Source organism: Lentilactobacillus farraginis DSM 18382 = JCM 14108 (genome assembly GCF_000583655.1).
Taxonomy (GTDB): Bacteria; Bacillota; Bacilli; order Lactobacillales; family Lactobacillaceae; genus Lentilactobacillus; species Lentilactobacillus farraginis.
This window is the reverse complement of sequence record NZ_BAKI01000011.1, coordinates 22,097-40,712: the sequence shown is the minus strand read 5'-3', so window position 1 is coordinate 40,712 and position 18,616 is coordinate 22,097. Positions and strand designations below refer to the sequence as shown.

The following is an 18,616-nucleotide window of genomic DNA, read 5'->3' as shown; positions in this document are numbered from 1 at the left end:
TGAGAGGTGAGCATATGTTTAAAAAGGTTTTAGTGGCAAATCGTGGAGAGATTGCCGTACAAATTATCAGGGCACTTCATGATATGGATATTGAAGCGGTCGCAGTTTATTCCAGTGCCGACAAAGACAGTCTATTTGTTCACTTGGCAGACGAAGCAATCTGCATTGGCGGGCCGCAGCCCAGCGATTCTTATTTAAATATGACTCAAATTGTCAGTGCGGCAACTTTAACCGGCTGTGAAGCCATTCATCCCGGTTACGGCTTTTTGTCCGAAAACGCGGAGTTCGCCGAACTGTGTGAGTCGTGCCATATCAAGTTTATCGGCCCCAGTCACCAACTGATTTCTTTAATGGGGGATAAGGCAAATGCCCGTGAAGCAATGAAGTCAGCCGGTGTGCCGGTTATTCCCGGTAGTGAAGGCGACGTTACTTCCGTTGAGCAGGCTGAAAAGATTGCTGAGAAAATCGGCTTTCCGGTTTTATTGAAGTCGGCTGCTGGTGGCGGTGGTAAGGGAATTCGTGAAGTTGACCGTCCCGACCAGCTGCGGGATGCATTTCAACAGGCACAACAGGAAGCCCAGGCCTCCTTTAACGATAATAGTATGTATGTGGAAAAGTTGATTCGAAATGCCAAACACGTTGAGATGCAGGTGATCGCCGATAACTTTGGCAACGTTGTTTATTTGCCGGAGCGTGATTGCTCCCTTCAGCGGAACCACCAAAAGGTGATTGAAGAAAGTCCCTGTGTTCTGATTTCGCCGGCTGAACGAAAAGAACTTGGTGAAACGGTGGCTCAGGCGACTTTAAAACTTGGATATACCAATACCGGTACCTACGAATTCCTAATGGATGCGGAGCACCATTTTTATTTTATGGAGATGAATACTCGGCTCCAAGTTGAACATACCATTACCGAAGAAGTAACGGGAATTGAGTTGGTAAAGGGACAGCTGGCAGTTGCCAGTGGTGAAAAACTGGCCTTTACCCAGGAAGACGCGGCCGTTAAAGGTCATGCGTTGGAATGCCGGCTAAACGCTGAGGATCCGGAAAATAATTTTGCGCCGCAACCCGGAAAAATCAACCATTTATTTTTCCCGGACGGCTCATTGGGTGTTCGAATTGATGCCGGTATTACTAATGGCAGCTTCATTTCACCGTTTTACGATTCAATGATTGCAAAGTTAATCGTTCATTTGAATGATCGGGATGCTGTGATTGCTAAAATGAAGCGTTTGCTTGGTGAACTTGAAATCACGGGTGTGACAACCAACCAGGCTTTTCTTTACAAGCTGATTACCACTGATCGATTCAAGGAAGGGACTTATTCTACCAGCTTTATTGAAAATGATGTCCTTGCTGACAGGAGGGGATTAGATGCTGCAAAGTCGGTTTAAAATGCCCAGTCGTGAAGAGCTGAAGAAGCGCATGGACAATATCCCCGACAACATTATGAAGGAGTGTCCGGTTTGTCACGCGACGTTCTTTTCGATGCGGGCCGGTAAACAGCGGATTTGTCCGAACTGCGGTTTTGGGTTCCGGATTACTGCCAAACGGCGGGCAAAGATTACTTTTGACGCGTTTGATGAGCTCGATGCCAATTTAACGGTTCCCAAGCAGTATCAGGATGAAAAATACCTTGCAAAAGTTGCGAAGGGTAAAAAAGTAACCGGGATCAAAGAGAGCGTCTTGACCGGGATTGGAACTTTGGCGGATATGAAGGTAGCTGCCGGGATTATGGATCCCTTCTTCATCATGGGGAGCCTGGGCAGTGCAACTGGTGAAAAAATCACCAGATTGTTTGAAAAAGCAACCAGTGAACGCTTACCGGTAGTGATGTTTACGGCTTCCGGCGGTGCCAGAATGCAGGAAGGGATTCATTCACTTATGCAGATGGCGAAAGTTTCACAGGCAGTTGAAGCCCATAGTAAAGCCGGTTTATTGTACGTTGTGGTTCTTTGTGATCCAACAACCGGTGGGGTAACGGCCAGCTTTGCGATGCAGGGCGATATTATCTTAGCTGAAAGTCATGCATTGATAGGTTTTGCTGGGCGGCGGGTAATCGAACAGACGATTATGAAAAAGCCTCCCAAGAACTTTCAACGAGCTGAAACGGTCCTTGAGCATGGCTTTGTGGATGCGATCGTGCAGCGAAATGATTTAAAACAAGTATTGACCAACCTGCTTTCCCTGCATAAAAAGGAGGACGCAAATGGTTAAGAAAACAGCTTATGAACGGGTTCAGGCCGCTAGAAGTACGAAGAAGATCTCAACCGATGAATTGATTCACGGATTAATTGATAACTTCTTTGAGCTTCACGGTGACCGCTCGGATGGTGATGACCAGGCGATTATCGGTGGTGTTGGACTGCTTAACGATGAACCGGTAACGGTGGTTGGTATTCGCAAGGGCGCCAACACTGATGAAAATATTAAGCGGCATTTCGGCAGCCCTGAGCCCGAAGGTTATCGTAAGGCGTTGCGCTTAATGAAGCAGGCTGAAAAGTTTCATCGGCCGATTCTCGCACTGGTAAATACACCGGGAGCTTGGCCGGATGTTGAAGCTGAATATCACGGCATCGGTTCGGCAATTGCCCAGTGTCTGCAGGTCGGAATGCAGTTAAAAGTGCCTTACATCAGTGTGATTGTTGGTGAAGGCGGTAGTGGTGGTGCGATTGCGCTGGCTTGTGGTGATAAGGTGTTTATGTTTGAAGACAGTATTTATTCTGTTTTATCACCGGAAGGCTACGCAAGTATTATGTGGAAAGATTCGTCAAAGGTAGCGCAGGCCGCGGAGGATCTTAAGTTAACACCGGATCATCTCTTAAAAAGTGGTATTATTGATCAAATTATTCATGAGTATCGACCCGGTGATGATCTAAAGCCATTACGGGATTTTCTTTATAATCAATTTAATGAATTAAAAAATCTGCCAGTAGATGAGTTGTTGCGTCAGCGTAAAGAACGCTATCGAAAGTTTTGAAGAAATTGAATTTGGAGGCCGAATAAATGAGTGGCTTTTTAGATGGAAAAACAATTGTGATCATGGGGGTCGCAAATAAAAGAAGTATCGCGTGGGGGTGTACCCAGGCGATTTTGGATCAGGGTGCCAAAGTTGTTTTAACCTATCAAAATGATCGAATTAAAAAGAGTCTGCAGCGGTTTGTGCCTGAAGAGGCAGATTTGGTTGAATGTGACGTTTCAGCAGATGAGAATATCAAGCGGGCCTTTGAAGAAATTGGTCAAAAGTACACTAAAATTGATGGGGTCATTCATGCAATTGCTTATGCGGACAAAGAAACACTGACATCCGGTCTGGTTAACACATCCAGAGACGGATATGATTTGGCACAAAATATCAGTGCCTATTCGTTAATTGCTGTCAGCCGTTATGCACAGCCGATCCTAAACACGCCGGGCAGTATTTTGACATTGACGTATTTTGGTTCTACACGGGCAATTCCAAATTACAACATGATGGGAGTTGCCAAGGCAGCTTTGGAATCCAGCGTTCGTTATTTGGCTTCCGACTTGGGCGAAGCCGGTATCCGGGTAAACGCAATTTCAGCCGGGGCAGTGAAAACGTTAGCTGTTACGGGAATTAAGCACCATAGTGAATTACTTAAGGAATCAGAATCTCGAACGGTTGACCAAAAGAGTGTTACAACTTCTGAAATTGGCAATGTAGCGGCCTTTTTAATGAGTGATTTGGCAACTGGGATGACCGGCGACATTGTTTATGTGGATAAAGGGGTTCATTTGATTTAATCTACAAAAGGTCGGTCGACTTCGGATGACGGAAACTTCTTTGAACTAGTTATAGATTATTTATGCTGATATGAAGTTGTTTTCCGTTATTCGGAGAAGCAATTGATATATGGCATGTTATATATCAATGATGTAACCCCAAAATTTTGCGCTTGTTGCGATAAAGATGATGGTTGTTACATAATTTTGACCGGATAGTCTTTGGCACAATTTTTATTTTGACAGGTTAGCGAGGTAATCAGTGATGGCGGATCATCAATCGGAAGTGTTGCACGAGTTATTGTCTTCGGACAATCGATATATTTCAGGAAACGAGTTGGCAAAGCGATTAAAGATCAGTCGACCGGCGATTTATAACAACATTATAAAATTAGAGCGTCGCGGTCATAAAATCACGACCAAAAAGGGGCTGGGTTACCGTTACCAATATTCAACGTGTTTTGATGCCCAAGTTATCAAACATTATCGAATGACAACGTTTCCTGTCGAAATTCACACGTTTAAAAAACTGACATCGACCAATGATTACGCGAAGGCTTACAGCAGCCATTTTACAGCGGCTTGTCCACAAATTTTTGTAGCGGATACGCAGACCCATGGTAGAGGTCGCTTAAATCGGCAATTTTATTCACCCGGTAAAACTGGAATTTATATGAGTTTACTGCTGCCCTTACAGAATCGAACGACGATTCATTCGGGTTTGATTACAACAGGGACGGCGGTTTGTGTTGTTCGGACATTAAAACAGTTTTTCCCTCAGGTTGATTTTCGGGTTAAATGGGTAAACGATATTTTGGCACATCATAAAAAATGTGGGGGCATCTTAACCGAAACAATTTCCAGCTTGGAAGACGGCATTCATGAAAACGTCATCGTTGGAATTGGCCTTAATATTAGTTCTCAGGGATTTCCAGATGAGATCAGGCATAAGGCTGGCGCGATCGTTGATCGAAGCGAAATTGATCGAAATCGGATCGTGGCGGCGATTATTGATAATTTCTTTTATATGTACCAAACATATCGAACCGGCAGCTTCTTATCTGAATACGCAGCGCTTTCTGAAACATTAGGTCAAAGGATCGAAGTCGTGATGGGAAATCAAACGGTCATTGGCACTGCCCTGCGCTTTAACAAGGAGGGGGCATTGGTTATTCGACGGGATGATGGCCGGACAACAACGGTTTCCAGTGGTGAAGTAAAGAAGGTCTTTCTACCGGACAGTGCTTATCACGGCTGACCTTTTGTTGTCCAATTGTGGTTAACCAAAATCAAAAATCGGTTAACGGCAAAAACTTAACTTATCCAATATTAAGAAGGAATGATATTTAATGAAAATTCGTGAGGTAACTGAAATTGCACTAATGACAGCTGTTATCATTGTGCTGGGATTGATTCCACCAATTCCACTTGGGTTTATTCCGGTCCCCATTGTCCTGCAAAATTTAGGGTGATGATTGCCGGTGTTGTTTTAGGGCCAAAGCGGGGGAGTATTTCAGTCGGGTTATTTCTGCTGCTTGCGTTAATTGGGTTTCCGGTTTTGAGTGGCGGTCAAGCCGGGCCGGTTGTTTTTGCGGGTTCAACCGGCGGTTATCTGATTGGCTGGCTGTTAACGCCGGCCTTGATTGGCAGCACGGTGTCATTAAAGTTTATGACGCATTTTTGGCAAAAATTGCTTTGTACCTGGATTGGAGCGGTACTGGTTGTCGATGTTATCGGCTCACTATGGCTGGCTGTCAGTACCGGTATGCCATTATTAAGCGCATTGGTATCTAATATCGTCTTTATTCCCGGAGACACATTAAAGGCCGTTGTCGCCTGTTTGGTGGCACAACGCGTCCGAGTACCCGGAATCAAACAAATATAATGACGGGGTTGTTTAAAAAAATGACCAAATAAATAACGGTTGACTCACTGACAAAACATCAGTAGGTCAACCGTTATTTTTGAATAAAAATAGCAAACAATTGCAATTGATTTTTTGGTTGAATTAATGGAAGAAGAGATTCAAAATCATAACCAGTACGATTCCGACGACTGAAATAATCGATTCAAGAACCGTCCAAGTTGCCAGTGTCTGGGTGATTGTTAAATCAAAATATTCTCTAAACATCCAGAAACCAGCATCGTTAACGTGTGATGCGGCAAGCGAACCGGCACCGATTGCCAATACCATTAAAGCAGGATCAACGCCTGATTGAGCCATTAATGGGGCAACGATTCCAGCGGCCGTCAGTGAAGCAACGGTTGCTGAACCAAGGGCAACCCGTAAAACGACGGCGATCAGCCAGCCGAGAATTAATGGTGAGATTGAGGAGCCCAAGAAGATCTTGGCGACTTCTTTACCCACACCACCATCAATTAGAACCTGCTTGAAAGCACCACCACCACCAATAACCAGGAGCAGCATGGCAATGGATTTAACAGCATTTTCAAGTGATTCCATAATTTGGGCGGTTGTCCGCTTACGGGCCCAGCCCATTGTCCACATTGCAAAGAACAAGGAAATTAACATTGCAATACTTGGTGAACCGATAAATTCAATGATTGAATCAAGCGTTGACGGGTGTTTTGGATCAACCCCGCCGTTAACGGTCATCTTATAGATAGTTGCGATTGCCAGTAAGATAACCGGGAAAAGTGCGGTCAGAACCGAAAGACCAAATGATGGTGATTCTTCCGGACTGAATTGTTTAACTTCACCGATTGAAGAAAGGTTTCCTTTTCGGTTAAAAGCATCCGGCGCAAACTTGCGTGCGATTTTCGAGAAAAGCGGACCGGCAATGTATGCCGCGATAATTGCAATGATAAAGCCAAATAACAGAACCCGGCCATCATTGGCACCCAATACCTGCGCAATGGCAACTGGTGCTGGATGTGGTGGCAGAAAACCGTGGGTAACGGATAAAGCAGCGGCCATTGGAATACCCAAATAAAGAATTGGAACGCCGGCCTCGACAGCAATTGCGAAAACAATCGGAACCAGTAAGACCATTCCAACTTCGAAGAATAGCGCAATTCCTAAAATAAACGAAGCAATCATAACGGCAATTTGCAGTCGCTGTTTACCAAATCGTTTGATCAGGGTATTGGCGATCATGTAAGCACCACCGGAATCAGAAACCAGTCTGCCAAGCATGGCACCAAAACCAAAGACCATTGATAATTCGCCTAATTGACTGCCAATACCGTTTGTAATTGAATCGGCAATCTTACCCAATGGCATTCCCAGCATAATCGCGGTTATTGCAGCGGTTAATACCAGGGAAACAAAGGTGTTGATTTTAAATTTGATGATTAAAACCAGTAGGATGATAATACCGATTAACAAACCTATTAACTCCATCTCATCAATCTCCTTTCGAGTGAGTCACTTATTTTTTCAGACATAATCTATAGAGCTGAACTATTCCGATTTCTTTGAAAAGTCATCTTCATGTTCATGACGACGCTGATAGTCCGCAATATTTTTATATTCAGGCTGCAGCGAACGGCTTAGACGAATATAAATTGGTACCAGTTCCCGATAAGCTGGGAAATTCTTTGGATCGGGATGATGAACAACCGTGGTCCCAACAAAGTTTGAGACATCTGTTAAGCTGTCAATCAGGCCCAGGCTATACATCCCCAAAGTAGCAGCTCCCAGTGCGGTACTTTCAAAACTTTCCGGAATAGCAACATCCTGTTCGAAAATATCGGTCAGCATTTGGCGCCAAAGAGCGGACCGGGCGAAGCCGCCGTTAGCCTGAATACTGGTTGGTCGGCCAACGACTTCTTCCAGTGCCAACATAACTGTATACAGGTTGTAAACAATTCCCTCAAGAACGGCTCGAATCATGTGGGCCCGTGTATGAGTCCGATTTAACCCAAAGAATGATCCACGAGCATTGGCATCCCAAATTGGTGCCCGCTCGCCGCCAAGGAATGGGAAGAATAGGAGCCCATCAGAACCAGCGGGGATTTTAGCCGCAATCTGAGTTAACAGATCATAAGGATCGATGTGCATCTGTTCGGCAGTTACTTTTTCAGGGGCGCAAAGTTGATCACGAACCCAACGGAAGACAACGCCGCCGTTGTTAACCGGCCCGCCGATAACCCACATGTTTTTGGCCAGGTAGTAGCAGAACACCCGGGCTTTTGGATCGGTATGCGGCTTGTCCGCCACCACCCGAACGGCACCGGACGTTCCGATTGTCACGGCAACGACACCGGGCTGAATGGCGTTAACTCCCAAATTAGCTAAAGGACCATCGGAAGCACCGATAATAAAGGGTGTCTCAGCATCAATCCCCAATACTTTGGCGTATTGATCATGCATACCCTTTAACTGATAAGTTGTGTCCACTAGTTCAGGGAGCTGGTCACGGGTAACGCCGGCTAATTTAAGTGCTTGGTCATCCCAGTCCATATTGTAGATATTAAACATCCCGGTTGCGTTAGCGATTGAATAATCTTCTTTTAGGGTACCAAAGAGTTTGTAAAGAATATATTCTTTAATTCCAACGAACCAACGTGCTTGGTTGAATAAATCCGGATGATCATTACGCAGCCAGATTAATTTGGTCAGGGGGGTCATCGGATGAATCGGGGTTCCGGTATGTTGATAAATTTCCATACCTTCCGGACTGGCCTTCAAATCATCTGCGTATTTAACGGCTCGGTTGTCTCCCCAGGTAATCGCTCGGGTAAGCGGTTTGTGATCTGCATCCAAAAGAATCAAGCTGTGCATGGCACACGAGAATGCAATCCCTTTCAATTCACCCGATTTTAAATTTGCTTTTCGAATAAGTTCTGTTATACCGTCTTGCATTGCAGAAAAGATTTCTTCAGGGTCTTCTTCTGCCATGTCAGGTGTGTCCTGATAAAGCGGATAGCCGTTGTTTGAATAGCCGTGAACTTTGCCATCTGTATCGTATAGGACTGTTTTGACACTGGTTGTACCAATATCAACACCTAATGTGTAAGCCATTAAAATAACTTCCTTTCTGAAATTAAAGTTAGAAATATCGGTTTTCGAATCTGAAAAAACACGCTAAAATAATACATAGTTGGTTTCATAATTAAAAAAGACGAAAAGAACCTCCCAATTCCGATATCGCTTCGCACTAAATTTACCATGCCTACCGCATTGCATCAAACATAAGCATCTTTCTTTTTGCTTAATGTAAGCGACTACAATATTATATGAAAAACAATTTCACAATGCAACCTTTTTGTTGTAAAATATTTACAAGTAATTGGAATTGTAATAATTAACCGCTCTTTATAGATAGAATGAAAGGTGATTAAAAATGAGCTCACCAGTTCAAATATTGAAACAATCTTTTGATAATTTAAGTCGGACGAACAAAAAAATTGCAAAATATGTTATTGAAAACCCACAGGCTGCTTCGGAAGCCAATATTGAGGATTTGGCAGCCGTTACTGATACGTCAACCGCATCTGTTTCCAGATTAGTGAAAACACTTGGCTATTCAAATTTTCGTGAATTCACGTTATCGTTAGCCTATACGCAATTAAGACCGCAAAATTTACCGATTTTTAAGGATATTGATGCAAACGACACGTTGTCGACGATTGCGGATAAAATTTTTTCCGGTTCACAGCGGGCGCTTCAAGACACTCGGGAAAGCATTGATGAGTCTGAATTTGCCCGTTCGGTACTTCGGATTATTCATTGCCGCCGGTTAGGCTTTTTTGGCTTAGGGGGGTCTTCGGTAGCTGCTTTGGATGGGTACCACAAATTTTTAAGAACGTCGATTGACTGTTTTTACTACCCCGACTTTGACGTACAGTTGATGCAAGCTGTAAAATTGGGGGAGGATGATTGTGCGATTGTTATTTCACATTCCGGAAAGAACCGGCAGACAATTAAAATTGCCGAGACACTGAAACGCCGTAAGGTTCCGGTGATCGCAATTACCAGTTATCAGGACTCGCCGTTAGTTGGTCATAGTGATATTGCATTTATTTCTTCAAGTGACGAGTCTAATTACCGCTCCGAAGGGATGTACTCACTGTTGGCACAAATGACGATTATTGATACTTTGTTCATGATGGCAACGGTCAGAATGGGGCCGGCAACTGAAGACACAATCCATAGCGTCCAAAATATAATTGAAAGTACTAGGGGATAAACAGTGTGCGAAGCAAAGCGGTTAATGCCCGGAGTATAAGGCGTGAATCTTAGGAATCCCGGTTTTGGATTTTTAAGATTTATCCCTTAGACGGAGCGGCATTGCTTTGAGTAGCAGTCCTAAAACAGTGTGCGGAGCTAACCCGGGATAAACCGGAGCGTAAGGCGTTCTTTTTAGAAATCCCGGGTTTGGATTTTTAAAAGGGATCCCTTACGTGCAGGTTTATGGTTAGCGGAGCAGTCCTAAACTAGTGTATGAAACAAGCCACACCACCAGAAAAATATTCCCAATATAACTGAGATGAAGATTTATGCGACGAAGAGATATTCAACCAATTTATGCTGAAACTTACCGACGGCGAAAGCGAACCCGTAAGGTGATTTTTGGCATTTTTTTGTTATTCCTTTTGCTGGTCACGCTTTTTTCGATTTGGCGTTGGCACGCAAAACAGGAATTGAAAAAATATCCGATTCGAGGCGTTTCGATTGATCAAAGTAATGGTTATATTGATTTTGAAAGTTTAAAAAATAATGGGGTTAAGTTTGTTTACTTAAAAGCAACTCAGGGGGCAACCTATGCTGACGATAATTTTTTAAGTAATTTTCAACGCAGCCAGGGGTCTCAACTGCCGGTTGGCGTTTATCATTATTTTAGCTTTAGCAGTTCGCCCAAAGCGCAATTTAAGAATTTTGTCCGTCAGGTTGCTACCAATACCGGTAGTTTGCCAATTTGCATTTTAGTTCAGTATTATGGGAATTACGATGAGGGGACGGTTCACTGGTCAGCTGCTCGAAAGCATATCCGAAAGTTGATGACGGCCATTCGGACTTACTATAAGCGGCCGGTGATTATTTCAACAAGTCATACCATCATGCAGCACCTTAAGCTGCAAGCTACAGAACGGACCCAATTTTGGCTGACGGACGCACAGTTGGGGAAGCCAAATGGTGACGCTACTTTTATGCTGGTTACCCCTAAGCAGCACTTTACATTGGATCGGCAGGTGATATTTCTGCCAATGTCGGTCTTTAACGGCAGTCGCCGGCAGTGGGCCCGTTATCTTGAAAATTAAGTTGGCAGGGCGGCATTATAAAAGCAGCCACAAATGTCCTGCGACTGCTTTTAGCGGTTCTCTAAACTTGAATTTAAGTCATAAGTATTATTGTCGGATTCATCGTAAAATTTAACGGGGCGGGCTTCATTTGCCCGAATTTCTAATTTGTAGCCGTAACGATCTACGTAGGAAACTTGGTATTTTTTTACAGCAGAAACTTTGGCCGATGAATCGTTGCCATCAATTGTCAACTTGAGGTCGGGACCCACTTCAAGTTTGTGTCGCCGGTTGTGGGCATCTTTAAAATACCAAGTGCCGGCAAAAACAGGGGATCAACGTGGGTTGCCTGTTTTTGACGTTTGGGGGTCCGAAAAAAACCGATGAGAAAAGAAATTAAAAAGATAATAATGCTTCTTTTGCGCAATAAAAACATCCCCTCTAATCATAATTGGAACACATTATAGCATTATAGTCGTCATTGTTAGTTGAAGATAGCTATTTTAGATGTTAATCACGTTAAAACATTGTTACAATTTAAATAGGAAAGGCGGTTTTCTAGATGATTAAATTAGGAACTATCGGTACCAACTGGATTACCCAACAGTTTGTTGACGCAGTTAAAAGCACGGGATTGTATGACGTCACAACTGTTTATTCACGACACATTGAAACGGCTGAACAATTTGCAGATAAAAATGGGGCGGCTGATTCATTTGATGATTTAAAGGCATTTTTTGCCAGCGATACGTTTGATACGGTTTACATCGCATCACCCAACAGCGTCCACTTTGAGCAAGCCAAGCTGGCGATTGAACATGGTAAAAATCTGATCGTTGAAAAACCGGCGTTTATGAACCAGAAAGAGATGGCTGAAATTCAGCGGCTGTTGGATCAACATCCCGACGTTCTTTACTTTGAAGCAGCGCGAAATATTCACACGCCCAACTTTCTTTCTATTCAGAAAAAGCTTGGTGAACTGAAAACTGTTGCCGGTGCGGAATTCACCTATTCGAAATATTCTTCCCGGTATGACAAAGTCCTAAATGGTGAAACGCCCAATGTCTTTTCACCGAAGTTTGGTGGCGGCGCGCTGCAGGATTTGGGTGTCTATACAGTTTATGATGCGGTTACGTTATTTGGAATGCCGGAAGAGGTTGCCTATTATCCGCAATTAATTCGAACCGGTGTTGACGGAAAAGGAACAGCCATTCTGAGTTATCCGGAATATACCGTAACCCTGAACTTTTCCAAAATTTCCAATTCGCACATGACCTCGGAGATTTATGGTTTAAAGGACTTGATTGAAATCGATGATGCTGGTGAGATTCAACACGTTGATTATCTTGACCAGGATGGCACCCGTCATCCGCTGGGAACTGATAGCGGTCAAAATCCAATGATTCCAGAGGCTAATGATTTTGCCAGAATTATCAATGATCCGGCCAACGATCAAAATCAAAAAGACTACGCTTACTGGCGTCAACTAAGTGTTTACGTTAATAAAATTCTGTTTAATTTACGACAGGATGCCCACATCTTCTTTGTTGGCGAAACAGAATAACAGAATGGAGAAAACGCATGATCAGTGAATTTGAAAAGCATGCTAAGGCTTTGGGGTATCAACAGTGGACAGCAATTCAAAAAGCCGTTTACGAGCCACTGGCGGCGGGGCAAAGCGTTGTCGGCATCGCGCCGACCGGCTCAGGAAAAACGGTAGCATTTACTATTCCCCTACTGGAGCGGCTTAGACCCGAAGACGGCTTGTCACTAATCGTGGTAGAGCCATCAGCCGAGCTGGCGATGCAAACGCAGAAGACGATGCTTGAATGGGGTAAATTGGTTAATTTAACGGTTCAAGGTGTGGTTGGCGGTGCGAACATTTCCCGACAGATTGATCGCCTTAAAGAGCACCCAAACGTGATTGTCGGCACAACTGGTCGATTGATGAACTTAATTGAGCTCGGAAAATTAAAGTTGGATTCAGTTCAGACGATTGTGATTGATGAAGCGGATAATCTTTTAAGTGAAGATACCCTGGATGATATTCGAAATCTGGTTGATCAGGCACCTGCTGATACGCAGTTAGGGCTGTTTTCAGCAACCTCAAATGATATTTTAAGCCATGCCAATCGTTGGTTTAATCAGAAGATTGAATCGATTGATGTGACAGCGGTTGATGATACCCGGGGGGTTGTCAAGCATGGCCTGCTGCAGGTTTCAAATTTAAAAAAAGAGCAGATGTTGTTGCGATTTTTGCATATGAAAGATTTTAAAGCCCTCGTCTTTTTTGACCAGCTTAATACGTTACAAAAAGTATCCGGATTTTTAATTCATCGCCACGTTCGTGAAACTGCCAAATTGACCAGTGAGCAGAATCAAACCAGTCGTCAAAATGCGTTGCGGGACTTTCGAAAGGGAAAAGTCCGATTACTTTTAACGACGGACGTTGCGGCGCGCGGCATTGACATTCCCAAGCTGCCGGCCGTCATTAATTTTGATTTACCACGCGATGCCAAAACCTATACGCATCGGGTAGGCCGAACCGGACGGATGCATCAAACCGGGTTGGTCATTAATATGGGCGACGATCATGATTTGCGCCGCTTGAAGCAGCAGGTTGGCGATCAGTTCGATCTGTCAAATATCTATTTTAACGGTAATCAGTTGTCGGACGTCAAGCCTGAAAAAGCAACGATTAAGCAGCCGGCACCGCAGGTCAATCACGAAACGCCCGTTGATGGTTCAAAAGAATTGTCCCATGAATCACACAAGCCACGCCGAGCACCGGCAGCTGTCAAAAAACATCCTAAGAAAAATAAGCATTTAAAGCGAAAAGGAATGCGGAACAAACGGGCCAAAAAGTCCTGATACTTCGGCTTACAATGTTTAATGGGCAGTTGAAAGAGAGAATCTTAAAAATTATCCTTTACATGTCGATTGATAAATGAGAAAATCGGTATGTATTGTTTTGGCCTCATAGCACAACTGGATAGGGCACCCGCCTCCTAAGCGGTTGATCCCGGTTCGAGTCCGGGTGAGGTCAGTTCCAACGGTTTTATTAAGCGATATGCAGGTACAATAAAAGACGATTATCAAGGCCAGCACTGATGAGCTGACGCTGATAACCGTCTTTTTAAGTGATTACATTAAGTATTGCGCGCAAACAACCAAAATAATGATCAAGATGGCGGCCATCCCCAGTAGTTTAAAGCCGTCGGCCACTGTATAGTACCCTTCCGGAAATTCGGCTTTTCGTTTACGCAGGGTTTGACGGTTGAAATTAAATCTTTGCATGATCAAGTTCCTTTCAATTATTGATTGGCCAAGTCAAGATTTTTGCTTTTGATCTCGAAAGACTGCCCACTTTGACCAGAAGTAGTTAAGGATTACCACGATAACGTTATCAATAATTTTTACGATTAACTGATTGCCACTCAGTAAAGTGATCCCAACAAACAGAATACCTTGTTCGAGGACCAAAACAAGCAACCGGCCACCGAAAAACGACATCATTTCACCAAGGTAGGCTCCAAAGCCGCGGGTCGTTGAATGAAAGACATATGCCCGATTTGATAAATAAGCTACGAGAACGCTGATAAACCAAGCAATGGCGTTGTTAATCATATAGTTCCAGTTTGTCCACAAATGAAAACCTTCGAACACCCCAATATTAACAATTGTGGTGATGACGCCCCAAAAAAGGTAGGCGATAACTTCCTGATATTTGTCGTAAAGTGCAAGTATTTTTTTCATTGGATATTATTTTCTTTCTGCAATAATAAATTTCGGTCGGTGCTTGGTTTCGAGATAAATTTTGCCGATATATTTACCGACAATTCCCAGGCAGAACAGTTGGACGCCACTTAAGAACAGAATGATGGAAACCAGTGATGCCCAACCGTTAACGGAGCCACCAAAGAAAAGTGCCCGAACAACGACAAATATTAACCCGATAACTGATAAAAAGCAAATTAAGCCGCCAACCAGTGTTGCCATCTTTAGCGGGACGTCTGAAAAGTCGACAACGGCTTCCAATGAATATTCAAAGAGTTGAAAGATTGACCAGGAACTGGTTCCGGCAGCTCTGGGAACCCCTTCGTATTCCAGATATTTGGTATTAAAGCCGACCCAGGAGAACATGCCCTTGGAAAACCGGTTATATTCCGGTAGTTCCAATAAAGCGTCGACGTATTTGCGTGTCATTAACCGGTAGTCGCGAACATTTTGTTTTAATTGTACTCGGGACATTTTATTAATGATTTTATAAAAGCTGGCTGAAAGAAAGCCTCGAATTGGATTTTGCTTACGTGAGGTCTGGACACAGCCAACAACCTCATAATCCTGATTGGGGTCTTCCAAAATAGCCACCATTTGGAGCAGCAATTGTGGTGGATCCTGCAAATCGACGTCCATCACTGCGACGTAATCTCCCTTGGCATTGCTTAAGCCGGCAGCTAAAGCCGACTCCTTGCCGAAGTTTCTTGAAAACGAAAGGTAGTGAACGGTGTCGGGATGTTCGTCATGCAGTCGACGCATGATTGCCAGTGTCTTGTCTGCAGAACCATCATTTACAAATAAATAATCCGGTTGGTAGTCGCCACTGCGGGTTTCATTTAACTGTTTAAATACTTTTTCCGTTGTATTGTAGAAAAGCTCGACAGTCGGTTCCTCATTATAGCAAGGAACGATTAGACTGATTGTCTTCACGATAGATCCTCCAATTGTTAAAAATAATCAATGTTAACGTGTTATAGCCAATGGTTACCGGGTATCTGTTCAGGCGATACCTAAAAAGTCGGCTTTATGAAGCCAATTTTGACCAGTAATTTTGAAACTACGGCGCAATTTACTCACCCTCCAAAATGCCTTATGGTATGTACATCATCAAATTATAACATAATGGAAAAAAGTTCGGGTTTACGATCTGGTTAAAACTGCCAGTTCGATAGTTTGATTGTTATGCAAACATAACCCAAACACAATTTTTGAAGTTCAAACAGCTGCTGATTTTCAAAAAATAACCGAACTTTGTTGAAACGACTTTTCGAACCAACCAGGTTTGTTATAATGAAAGCACTTGTCAAAGGAGAATTGAAATGAAACCTATAAAAGTTATGACCATTTTTGGAACCCGGCCCGAAGCAATTAAGATGGCACCGATTATTTTAATGATGCAGCAGCAACCGGAGCGCTTTTTACCGGTGACGGTGGTGACAGCGCAACATCGGGAAATGCTTGACCAAGTGTTGGCCGTTTTTCATATCAAACCGGATCATGATTTGAATATTATGAAAAAGGGACAGACATTAAGCGATATTACCACCCGGGTTTTAACATTACTGGATCCGGTTGTTGAACAGGAAAAGCCGGACGTTATTTTGGTTCATGGCGACACCACGACGACGTTTGCTGCCGGCGTGAGCGCTTTTTATCATCAGGTTGCGATTGGCCATGTTGAAGCCGGCCTTCGAACTTGGCATAAATGGTCGCCCTACCCGGAGGAAATGAATCGGCAATTAACTGATGTTTTGGCAGACTTATATTTTGCGCCCACCGAATTAAGTCGGCATAATTTACTTAAAGAGAATCATCCGGCAGCTAATATTTTTGTAACGGGAAATACCGCAATCGACGCGCTTAAACAGACGGTTTCCACAGACTATCAGCATACCGTCCTAGAGGAGTTGAAATCGACTTCAAAAATGATTCTGCTGACAATGCACCGACGCGAGAACCAGGGTGCGCCAATGAAACGGACATTTGAAGCGATTACAAAGGTTTTAAAGGCCCACCCCGACGTGGAAGTTGTCTACCCGGTTCATCTCAGCCCAGCCGTCCAGAAGGTGGCCCATGAAATATTTGATGGTAACCCGCAGGTTCATTTAATTGCGCCGCTTGACGTTTTGGATTTTCATAATCTGGCCGCTAGAAGTTATTTTATTATGACTGACTCCGGTGGCGTTCAGGAAGAAGCACCGTCACTTGGGAAACCGGTTTTGGTTCTTCGGGAGACGACTGAGCGGCCCGAGGGAATCAAAGCGGGGACACTGCGGTTGGTTGGGACCAATCCTGAGACGGTGGCTCAAAATATGAATCAACTATTGGATGATGCGGATGAATATCGGCAGATGGCAACTGCCAAAAACCCGTACGGTGATGGAAAAGCTTCTGAAAGAATTTTGAAAGCAATAGTTGACTATTTTTCGAATAAATAATGTTGATAAGGTTGGGCGAATAATGATTAAATCAGTTTTTCTAAAAATTAAACAGTTTATTCAAATCCTGGTTGGTCGTTATTCACAGGGGGATGTTTCCGATTCCGCGGCCGTATTGGCATTTTATTCGCTGTTGTCAATTTTTCCGATTTTATTTATCGGCGGCAGTATTTTAAACCTGTTTCATATTCATACAGGAGAGATTATGCTTTATGCCAGGCCGATTTTCCCTGATAAAATTTATACGACGCTTGAACCGGTCATTGATTCCACCTTAAAAAGCGGCGGTACCAGTCAGCTTTCAATTGGACTGATTGTGACAATCTGGTCTGCCAGCCGGGCAATCGCGGCTTTTCAGCGCAGTATTAATAAAGCTTACGGCGTAGCAGAAAACCAAACGGCCATTGCCAATCGGCTGCTGTCCTTTTTGTGGATGCTGCTGTTGATTGTGGTTGTAGTTGCGGTGATGGTTGCGTTTGCGCTGAGTCAGTTTATTTTTAATTGGCTCTCGCCGTTGCTTCACATACCAACATCGATTATCAACCTTGTTTCAACTGCCAAATGGCCGACCACCATTTTATTAATCTGGCTGTTACTATGTATCTTGTTTTATATTGTCCCCACTGCAAGAGTGAAGTTTAAGTATGTATGGGTTGGGGCCTTATTCACGACGGTCGGATTGTTGGTATTGGCACAGGCCTTTTCGATTTATGTTACTTTTTTTGCTCATCGAATTGATGCTTATAAGACGATCGGGACGTTTATTGTCCTGATGTTTTGGCTGGATTTTTCCGGTCTGATTATGCTTTTAGGCGGCGTGATTAACGCAACTATTCAAGAGTTGAAAATGGGCAGTATTCAGGAGCAGCCGGATGCCATTGACTCGGTTTTAAGGCGGGCAAAAAGGCACCGTAAACGATAAGTCGAATAAAAAACAGTTTCAAGCAGTAAAGCTGCCTGAAACTGTTTAAGATAGTTGATTGATTTATTGGCCGTTTTTTGCCTTTTCAATAAGCTTTTCGGCGAAAGCATCAAGCTTTTTAATATCGTCTTCGTCCGGTTCCAAATTGATTTTAACGCTGTCGGCACCTTGGGTAGCACCCGTCTTTTTAAACGTTTCTTCAAATTTGTCAACGGAAACGTTATAGTATTCTTCGTAAAAAGTATCACCAGAACCGGCAACCCCAAAGACCTTGCCCTTTAAATCTTCATCGGCCAAGTCATCGTAAAAATCCAGTCCTTCTTCCGGCAGTGCGCTTCATCGTATGTATAAGGACAAACGACACAAATATCAACATCTTCAAAAACGGATGGATCGGTTTGGGAAATTTCAGTTTCGGTTACCTTAACACCGGCATCCTCAAAGTATTCCGTGACAATATCGGCAATGTCTTCATTGTTGCCGGTAATGGTGGCATAAACAACGTGAGCAGTTATCATATTAGTCA

General features: G+C 43.6%; 18 protein-coding genes, 1 tRNA gene and 2 pseudogenes. 13 read left to right on the top strand and 8 right to left on the bottom strand.

The genetic code is table 11. The features are described 5' to 3' along the window. Positions 1–14 precede the first annotated feature (14 nt). From accC to JCM14108_RS05785, 6 genes and pseudogenes are all read left to right on the top strand, one after another. Entirely contained in the window at positions 15–1,394 is a 1,380-nt protein-coding gene (gene accC, locus JCM14108_RS05810) for an acetyl-CoA carboxylase biotin carboxylase subunit (protein ID WP_035179162.1), read from the top strand. Beyond that, positions 1,375–2,217, top strand: coding sequence for an acetyl-CoA carboxylase carboxyltransferase subunit beta (locus JCM14108_RS05805; protein WP_035179160.1), 843 nt, complete (start codon positions 1,375–1,377; stop codon positions 2,215–2,217). Before accC ends, JCM14108_RS05805 begins: the two co-directional genes overlap by 20 nt. Then, positions 2,210–2,980 (top strand): carboxyltransferase subunit alpha, encoded by a 771-nt coding sequence (gene accA, locus JCM14108_RS05800; RefSeq protein ID WP_035179157.1) that lies wholly within the window; start codon positions 2,210–2,212, stop codon positions 2,978–2,980. Before JCM14108_RS05805 ends, accA begins: the two co-directional genes overlap by 8 nt. A 26-nt stretch (positions 2,981–3,006) precedes the next feature. Then, a complete protein-coding gene (fabI, locus tag JCM14108_RS05795; RefSeq protein ID WP_035179155.1) occupies positions 3,007–3,765 on the top strand; it encodes an enoyl-ACP reductase FabI in 759 nt (252 codons plus the stop codon). 244 nt (positions 3,766–4,009) lie between these two features. Next, on the top strand, positions 4,010–5,002 hold the full coding sequence (locus JCM14108_RS05790; protein ID WP_035179152.1) for a biotin--[acetyl-CoA-carboxylase] ligase: 993 nt from the start codon (positions 4,010–4,012) through the stop codon (positions 5,000–5,002). Positions 5,003–5,093: 91 nt separating this feature from the next. Continuing rightward, positions 5,094–5,629: pseudogene (locus JCM14108_RS05785) on the top strand (biotin transporter BioY). 123 nt (positions 5,630–5,752) lie between these two features. Here JCM14108_RS05785 and JCM14108_RS05780 read toward each other — a convergent pair. Further along, entirely contained in the window at positions 5,753–7,108 is a 1,356-nt protein-coding gene (locus tag JCM14108_RS05780) for a gluconate:H+ symporter (RefSeq protein WP_035179149.1), read from the bottom strand. A 60-nt stretch (positions 7,109–7,168) separates the two neighbouring features. Next, entirely contained in the window at positions 7,169–8,731 is a 1,563-nt protein-coding gene (gene gntK / locus JCM14108_RS05775; protein WP_035179147.1) for a gluconokinase, read from the bottom strand. A 322-nt stretch (positions 8,732–9,053) separates the two neighbouring features. Between gntK and JCM14108_RS05770 the strand changes: the two genes are divergently transcribed. After that, positions 9,054–9,899: a MurR/RpiR family transcriptional regulator gene (locus tag JCM14108_RS05770; RefSeq protein ID WP_035179144.1), complete on the top strand. Its 846-nt coding sequence runs from the start codon at positions 9,054–9,056 to the stop codon at positions 9,897–9,899. A gap of 310 nt (positions 9,900–10,209) precedes the next feature. Continuing rightward, positions 10,210–10,971, top strand: a complete 762-nt coding sequence (locus JCM14108_RS05765) for a GH25 family lysozyme (RefSeq protein WP_035179141.1) — start codon at positions 10,210–10,212, stop codon at positions 10,969–10,971. Between the two features lie 50 nt (positions 10,972–11,021). Here JCM14108_RS05765 and JCM14108_RS15180 read toward each other — a convergent pair whose 3' ends face one another. Further along, entirely contained in the window at positions 11,022–11,222 is a 201-nt protein-coding gene (locus JCM14108_RS15180; RefSeq protein ID WP_237745731.1) for a DUF4828 domain-containing protein, read from the bottom strand. Beyond that, positions 11,201–11,377: a hypothetical protein gene (locus JCM14108_RS15175; RefSeq protein WP_237745730.1), complete on the bottom strand. Its 177-nt coding sequence runs from the start codon at positions 11,375–11,377 to the stop codon at positions 11,201–11,203. The genes JCM14108_RS15180 and JCM14108_RS15175 overlap by 22 nt, the downstream gene beginning before the upstream one ends. A 135-nt stretch (positions 11,378–11,512) precedes the next feature. On the opposite strand from JCM14108_RS15175, the gene JCM14108_RS05755 reads away from it, so the two are divergent. From JCM14108_RS05755 to JCM14108_RS05745, 3 genes are all read left to right on the top strand, one after another. Next, entirely contained in the window at positions 11,513–12,514 is a 1,002-nt protein-coding gene (locus tag JCM14108_RS05755; protein WP_035179138.1) for a Gfo/Idh/MocA family protein, read from the top strand. A 17-nt stretch (positions 12,515–12,531) separates the two neighbouring features. Further along, positions 12,532–13,821 carry a DEAD/DEAH box helicase gene (locus JCM14108_RS05750; RefSeq protein ID WP_035179136.1) on the top strand — a complete coding sequence of 430 codons (1,290 nt, stop codon included), beginning with the start codon at positions 12,532–12,534 and terminating at the stop codon, positions 13,819–13,821. Positions 13,822–13,923: 102 nt separating this feature from the next. Beyond that, a tRNA-Arg gene (locus JCM14108_RS05745) sits at positions 13,924–13,996 on the top strand. A 98-nt stretch (positions 13,997–14,094) separates the two neighbouring features. Here JCM14108_RS05745 and JCM14108_RS14815 read toward each other — a convergent pair. From JCM14108_RS14815 to JCM14108_RS05735, 3 genes are read right to left on the bottom strand one after another with little or no spacing between them, the layout of a single operon-like run. Further along, a complete protein-coding gene (locus JCM14108_RS14815) occupies positions 14,095–14,247 on the bottom strand; it encodes a hypothetical protein (RefSeq protein ID WP_169790404.1) in 153 nt (50 codons plus the stop codon). 33 nt (positions 14,248–14,280) lie between these two features. After that, a complete protein-coding gene (locus JCM14108_RS05740) occupies positions 14,281–14,706 on the bottom strand; it encodes a GtrA family protein (protein ID WP_035179133.1) in 426 nt (141 codons plus the stop codon). Positions 14,707–14,712: 6 nt separating this feature from the next. Beyond that, positions 14,713–15,660, bottom strand: a complete 948-nt coding sequence (locus JCM14108_RS05735) for a glycosyltransferase family 2 protein (RefSeq protein WP_035179130.1) — start codon at positions 15,658–15,660, stop codon at positions 14,713–14,715. A gap of 389 nt (positions 15,661–16,049) precedes the next feature. On the opposite strand from JCM14108_RS05735, the gene wecB reads away from it, so the two are divergent. Beyond that, positions 16,050–17,168: a non-hydrolyzing UDP-N-acetylglucosamine 2-epimerase gene (wecB, locus tag JCM14108_RS05730; protein ID WP_035179129.1), complete on the top strand. Its 1,119-nt coding sequence runs from the start codon at positions 16,050–16,052 to the stop codon at positions 17,166–17,168. Positions 17,169–17,190: 22 nt separating this feature from the next. Next, on the top strand, positions 17,191–18,090 hold the full coding sequence (locus tag JCM14108_RS05725) for a YihY/virulence factor BrkB family protein (RefSeq protein ID WP_035179224.1): 900 nt from the start codon (positions 17,191–17,193) through the stop codon (positions 18,088–18,090). A 63-nt stretch (positions 18,091–18,153) separates the two neighbouring features. Here JCM14108_RS05725 and JCM14108_RS05720 read toward each other — a convergent pair. Beyond that, positions 18,154–18,608: pseudogene (locus tag JCM14108_RS05720) on the bottom strand (flavodoxin). Between the last annotated feature and the right edge of the window lie 8 nt (positions 18,609–18,616).

Excerpts from the sequence above, each read along its gene's own strand:
- JCM14108_RS05755 (WP_035179138.1), top strand. The coding sequence starts at position 11,513 with ATGATTAAATTAGGAACTATCGGTACCAACTGGATTACCCAACAGTTT.
- JCM14108_RS05790 (WP_035179152.1), top strand. The coding sequence starts at position 4,010 with ATGGCGGATCATCAATCGGAAGTGTTGCACGAGTTATTGTCTTCGGAC.
- JCM14108_RS05750 (WP_035179136.1), top strand. The coding sequence starts at position 12,532 with ATGATCAGTGAATTTGAAAAGCATGCTAAGGCTTTGGGGTATCAACAG.
- fabI (WP_035179155.1), top strand. The coding sequence starts at position 3,007 with ATGAGTGGCTTTTTAGATGGAAAAACAATTGTGATCATGGGGGTCGCA.
- JCM14108_RS05805 (WP_035179160.1), top strand. The coding sequence starts at position 1,375 with ATGCTGCAAAGTCGGTTTAAAATGCCCAGTCGTGAAGAGCTGAAGAAG.
- JCM14108_RS05725 (WP_035179224.1), top strand. The coding sequence starts at position 17,191 with ATGATTAAATCAGTTTTTCTAAAAATTAAACAGTTTATTCAAATCCTG.
- JCM14108_RS14815 (WP_169790404.1), bottom strand. The coding sequence starts at position 14,247 with ATGCAAAGATTTAATTTCAACCGTCAAACCCTGCGTAAACGAAAAGCC.
- JCM14108_RS05770 (WP_035179144.1), top strand. The coding sequence starts at position 9,054 with ATGAGCTCACCAGTTCAAATATTGAAACAATCTTTTGATAATTTAAGT.
- JCM14108_RS05765 (WP_035179141.1), top strand. The coding sequence starts at position 10,210 with ATGCGACGAAGAGATATTCAACCAATTTATGCTGAAACTTACCGACGG.
- wecB (WP_035179129.1), top strand. The coding sequence starts at position 16,050 with ATGAAACCTATAAAAGTTATGACCATTTTTGGAACCCGGCCCGAAGCA.
- JCM14108_RS05740 (WP_035179133.1), bottom strand. The coding sequence starts at position 14,706 with ATGAAAAAAATACTTGCACTTTACGACAAATATCAGGAAGTTATCGCC.
- accC (WP_035179162.1), top strand. The coding sequence starts at position 15 with ATGTTTAAAAAGGTTTTAGTGGCAAATCGTGGAGAGATTGCCGTACAA.
- JCM14108_RS05780 (WP_035179149.1), bottom strand. The coding sequence starts at position 7,108 with ATGGAGTTAATAGGTTTGTTAATCGGTATTATCATCCTACTGGTTTTA.
- gntK (WP_035179147.1), bottom strand. The coding sequence starts at position 8,731 with ATGGCTTACACATTAGGTGTTGATATTGGTACAACCAGTGTCAAAACA.
- accA (WP_035179157.1), top strand. The coding sequence starts at position 2,210 with ATGGTTAAGAAAACAGCTTATGAACGGGTTCAGGCCGCTAGAAGTACG.